This window comes from Accumulibacter sp. (genome assembly GCF_031732815.1).
Taxonomy (GTDB): domain Bacteria; phylum Pseudomonadota; class Gammaproteobacteria; order Burkholderiales; family Rhodocyclaceae; genus Accumulibacter.
In genome coordinates this window covers 1-4773 of record NZ_JAVMKF010000071.1, presented here as the reverse complement: position 1 = coordinate 4773, position 4773 = coordinate 1, and the positions used below count along the sequence as shown (strand labels likewise).

The 4773-nt window shown below is 63.9% G+C and carries 5 protein-coding genes; 2 read left to right on the top strand and 3 right to left on the bottom strand.

Translation table 11 applies throughout. From position 1 onward, the window contains the following. Positions 1 to 6: 6 nt before the first annotated feature. A complete protein-coding gene (locus RKP46_RS06080) occupies positions 7 to 1275 on the bottom strand; it encodes a TolC family protein (RefSeq protein WP_311105808.1) in 1269 nt (422 codons plus the stop codon). A 52-nt stretch (positions 1276 to 1327) separates the two neighbouring features. Then, positions 1328 to 1690 (bottom strand): copper-binding protein, encoded by a 363-nt coding sequence (locus RKP46_RS06075; protein ID WP_311105807.1) that lies wholly within the window; start codon positions 1688 to 1690, stop codon positions 1328 to 1330. 203 nt (positions 1691 to 1893) lie between these two features. Here RKP46_RS06075 and RKP46_RS06070 point away from each other — a divergent pair, with 203 nt between their 5' ends. Then, complete coding sequence (locus RKP46_RS06070; RefSeq protein ID WP_311105806.1) at positions 1894 to 2571, top strand: heavy metal response regulator transcription factor; 678 nt, start codon at positions 1894 to 1896, stop codon at positions 2569 to 2571. Further along, entirely contained in the window at positions 2571 to 4004 is a 1434-nt protein-coding gene (locus RKP46_RS06065; protein WP_311105811.1) for a heavy metal sensor histidine kinase, read from the top strand. Before RKP46_RS06070 ends, RKP46_RS06065 begins: the two co-directional genes overlap by 1 nt. 148 nt (positions 4005 to 4152) lie before the next feature. Here the strand turns inward: RKP46_RS06065 and RKP46_RS06060 are convergent, their stop codons facing one another. After that, on the bottom strand, positions 4153 to 4545 hold the full coding sequence (locus RKP46_RS06060) for a CzcE family metal-binding protein (RefSeq protein WP_311105805.1): 393 nt from the start codon (positions 4543 to 4545) through the stop codon (positions 4153 to 4155). Positions 4546 to 4773: the final 228 nt, after the last annotated feature.

Sequence of the window (4773 nt, the reverse complement as noted above, 5' to 3'; positions counted from 1 at the left end):
CCTGCGTCATAGTTCTTCTCCCAACAGTCGTTCGATGTCGGCCAGACGCATTTGCGCCTCCGTCTGTGCCTTCAGCTGGCTGCGCTTGGCCTGACGGATCTGGCGCTGCGCTTCGAGCAGCGTGGCGAAGTCGACCTTGCCGTTCTCGTAGCCGGCGAGCGCGGCGCGGAACGCCGTCTCCGCCTGCGGCAGCAGCTGGTTGCTGGCCAGCAGTTCGCTGCGCCGCGCGGTTTCCAGGCTGCCGAGGTTCTCGTACAGCTCGGCTAGCAGTTGCCAGGTCGTCGCATCCTTGCGTGCGCGGGCGGCGGCAAGCATGGCTTCCGATTCGCGCTCCTGCGCCCGTCGCGACGACCATTGCAGCGGGATGTTCATTTCCACCATCAACTCCCACTCCTTGACCGAACTCTGGTACTGGATCGGCGAGACGCCGACGGTAAAGTCGGGGTAGCGGTTCCGGTAGGTGAGATCGCGCCCCTTTTCCGCGGCCCGGATGCGCGCATCGTCGGCGAAGAGCTGCGGGTTCTTCGCCTGCAGACGATCCTCCAGCGTTGCCTGGTCGAGTCGCGCCGGCGCCGGCAGCGGACGGGCCGCCGCGGGGTCGGCCAGCGGGGCTCCGGCCGGTCGCGCCAGCAAGGCGTTCATGCGCCCCCGCAGGTGGTGGCGTTCGTTTTCGAGGGCCAGCAGTTCGTTGCGCATGGCCGTCTGTTCCACCTGTGCGCGGATGACGTCCTGCTGCGCGGCGAGGCCGCCGGCATAGCGCACCTGGGCAACTTTTTCCACGCGCACCATCAGGTCCAGGATTTCCTGCGTCAGCGCCGCATCCCGCTGCACGTAGAAAAGCTGTGCGTAGGTCGTCTTGATGCGTGCGGCAACTTCGCTCCACGCCCCCTGCGCGCGGCCGCGTGCGCCTTCCGCTTCCTGCTCGGCGATTTCGCGCTTGAGGTCGCGTTTGCCGTACCAGGGAATGTCTTGCATCAGCAGGTACTTGGTGCTGCCGACCTGGCTCGGCGCCAGCGTCGCCTTCTGTTCGCCCATGCGCGTGATGTCGCGGAATTCGGTGCGGAACTTCGGGTCCGGCAGGGCGCCGGCGGGAACGACCCGTTCGCCGGCGGCATCGGCCTCGAAGCGCATGGCCGCGATTTCCGGGTTGCGGTCGCGGGCATAGGCGAGCAGGGATTCGAGCGTTCCTCCCGGAACCGCCTCGCCGGCGGAAGCCGTGAAGCTCCAGGCACCGGCGACAAGGATGACGATCAGGCTGCTGCGAAAGCGGCTCATGGTTCTACCTTCCCTCGACGTGGCCGGAGGAAATGCCTTCCGGCCATCCTTGTTACTTGATCGTTTCGAACTGCGTCAGCGTCATCACGCCCTGGCGGTCTTCGGCGGTGAAGCGGATCTTTTCGCCCTCCCGCAGTTTGCCCAGCCATTCGGCGTCCAGCGGCTTGAACACCATCGTCATCGCCGGCATGCCGTTGGGCAGCGGGCCGTGCGAAATCGTGACGCGCCCGGCCTGCCGGTCCACCTTTTTGACCATGCCGTCGGCCATGGTTTTCGCCGACGGAGCATGCGCCTGGCCGTGCCCGTGGCCGTGGTCATGCCCGGTGCTGGCCAAGGCGGCCATCGGCATGCCGATGCCGGCGGCGAAGAGGCCTGCGACGAGGAGGTGGGTGCGGAAGGAAAGGCGCTTATTCATGTTCAGTCTCCGTAAGCAAGTTTCGTATGGCGGATGGCCGGCAACGATCCGAAATGGCCGGAATGCGAGTGGAAGTCTGACCGACGGCACCCTACCGGAAGCTGACCCGGAGATTACATTTCCGTAATCTTCGAACCTGCACTGCCGGCCGGAGGCAGAATGGCAGGGCAGGATTGGAGGCAAGTCATGGAGATAGGTAACGAATGAAAATTCTCGTGGTCGAGGATGAGCCGAAGACGGGCGATTACCTCAAACAAGGCCTGGTCGAGGCCGGCTTCGTCGTCGACCTGATGCGCGACGGCCGGGACGGCCTGCACTGCGCGCTGACCGACAGCCACGACGTGATCGTTCTCGACGTGATGCTGCCCGGCATGGATGGCTGGGAAGTGCTGCGCGCCATCCGCGCTGCCGGCAGGGAGGTGCCCGTGCTGTTCCTGACCGCACGCGACGAGGTGGATGACCGGGTGCGCGGGCTGGAGCTTGGCGCCGACGATTATCTGGTCAAGCCGTTCGCCTTCTCCGAACTTCTGGCCCGGGTCCGGACGCTGCTGCGGCGCGGCGGAAAGGCGAAGGAGTCCGAGTGCCTGCGTGCCGCCGACCTCGAACTCGACCTGCTGCGCCGGCGCGTCAATCGGGCCGGCAAGCGCATCGACCTGACGGCCAAGGAGTTCGCCTTGCTGGAATTGCTTTTGCGCCGCCAAGGCGAAGTCCTGCCGCGCTCACTGATCGCTTCGCAGGTCTGGGACATGAATTTCGACAGCGACACGAATGTCATCGAGGTGGCGATCAAGCGCCTGCGCGTCAAGATCGACGACGGCTTCGAACTCAAGCTGATCCGCACGGTGCGCGGCATGGGCTATGTCCTGGAGGCCGCCGATTGATGCTGTCGCGCAGCCCGTCCCTGACGCTTCGCCTGACCCTGCTGTTCGCGCTGGCCTCGGCCTGCGTGCTTTTCCTGCTCGGCCTGGTGATCGGCCACGCCGTCGAACGCCACTTCGAGGAGCAGGACATGGAAGTGTTGAAGGAAAAAACGGCGGTGGCCCGGCAGATTCTGGAAGGCCAGCCGCACGATCGCCCCGGGGTACCGCTTGCCGACCGCCTGGGCGCAGCCTTCAGCGGACATCCCGGACTGGCAGTTGCGGTGCATGACGAAAGCGGGATGGCGATCTATGCCAACGCGCCCCTGGCCTTTCCCGATCGTCTTCCGTCCGCAACCGGTGCCACGGCCCCGCAAGTGCCGACGAAATGGACGGACCCGGACGGCCGGTCATGGCGCGGCGTCGCCATGCAGATCCCCGAGCGAAGGGCGGGCGCGGACCGTGTCGCATCGCCTGCGCACACGCTGGCGATTGCCGTCGACATCGTCCATCACGAGCACTTCATGCATTCGTTCCGGCAGTCGTTGTGGACGTTCATTGGGGCTGCAACCGTGGCCATGGGGCTCCTCGGCTGGTTTGCCGTCCGGCGCGGGCTGTCCCCGCTGAAGGCGATCAAACGCCGGGCGGACGAGATCACGGCCAATCGCCTCTATACCCGCCTCCCGGTGGAGTCGATTCCGCACGAGCTGGCCGATCTCGCCGCCACCTTGAACGGAATGCTCTCGCGCCTGGAGGAATCCTTTCAGCGGCTATCCAACTTTTCGTCGGACCTGGCGCACGAGTTGAGGACGCCGGTCAGCAATCTGCTGACGCAAACCCAGGTGACGCTCTCCAAGGCGAGGACGGCAGAGGATTATCGAGTCGTCCTCGAATCCAATGCCGAAGAATTCGAGCGCTTGTCGCGAACGATCTCGGACATGCTTTTCCTGGCGAAATCCGACAACGGACAGATCATTCCGAATCGGGAGAACATCGATCTCGCCGAGGAAATCGGCAATCTGCTGGACTTCTACAATGTCCTGGCCGAGGAGAAATCGATCGCCCTGTCGCTTGAGGGAAGGGGGCGAACCCTTGGCGACCGGCTGATGCTGCGCCGTGCCGTCGGAAACCTGCTGTCGAACGCCCTCCGACATACGCCGGAGGGCGGCAGGGTGAACGTCCGGATCGAAAGCGGCGGCAACGGCAGGACGCTGGTATCGGTCGAGAACACCGGCAACGACATCCCTCGCGAACATTTGCCGCGCCTGTTCGACCGCTTCTATCGCGTTGACGGTTCGCGACACCGCACCACCGAAAATTCCGGGCTGGGACTCGCGATCGCCAAGTCCATCGTTGTCGCACATGCAGGCACCGTCGAGGTCGATTCGAACAACGGCACCACCCGCTTCACGATGTCGTTTCCGGACACGGCCAACACAGCATCCCGCCCCCAGTGAACTGGATATGCCCGATCAATGGGCCTGTCGCCGTAACCAGTCTCATGGCTCATTTACGAGGCCTGCTGCATGGGGGAGAAAATGGGCGCGCCCTCCGGAAGAGGGCGTTTCCCGATGCACGGGCCGCTACAACAATGCGGATGAGCGATCACCCGCCGGAATACATAGGGTTTTCAGCCACGTAAACGATGGTTCCACCGGTGCCCGGGAGAATCGTGGAAAGCGGAAATGACTTCGTGCCAAGGGTATCGAAGGTCCAGACAATGGACTTCCCGCCGACGGTAATCCTCGCCGTTTCAAGACGGGTGACATTCAGGTGCCCTCCGTCAGGCACGTTGATCTCCCGATCGGCGCTCCTGGCGGCAGGATAGCCGTACGGCGCCAGCTGGTTGGCCGTCGGCGTCCCCTTGCCCTCCGCAACGTGGCTCAACCAGTGACCGGTCATGGCCTCGGAATTCTCCTCGTGAGCATAGGCAGCACTACCGGAAGCCAATGCGAGGGCCAGCGTGACGGCGAGTCGGGAAAGTTTCGATTTCATCATGCACTCCTTCATGGTGTCGGTTAATCGCGGCGAACCTTTTTCGTTCGAGCGCGGAGCCATGTTAGGAGCGCGGTACCAACAGGATGCTGACCTGGAAATTACGTTTATGAAAGGCTGCCCTACACGGGAGATCAACGCAGGCTTTCTTCACCAAATCGGCGCCAAGTGCCGCTGACCGCGAGATAACAGCCACTCATTCGAAGCTGCCCGGATGTCTGCAAAGGCCGA

Coding starts and splice junctions, on each gene's coding strand:
- RKP46_RS06075 (WP_311105807.1), bottom strand. CDS start 1,690: ATGAATAAGCGCCTTTCCTTCCGCACCCACCTCCTCGTCGCAGGCCTC.
- RKP46_RS06070 (WP_311105806.1), top strand. CDS start 1,894: ATGAAAATTCTCGTGGTCGAGGATGAGCCGAAGACGGGCGATTACCTC.
- RKP46_RS06065 (WP_311105811.1), top strand. CDS start 2,571: ATGCTGTCGCGCAGCCCGTCCCTGACGCTTCGCCTGACCCTGCTGTTC.
- RKP46_RS06080 (WP_311105808.1), bottom strand. CDS start 1,275: ATGAGCCGCTTTCGCAGCAGCCTGATCGTCATCCTTGTCGCCGGTGCC.
- RKP46_RS06060 (WP_311105805.1), bottom strand. CDS start 4,545: ATGATGAAATCGAAACTTTCCCGACTCGCCGTCACGCTGGCCCTCGCA.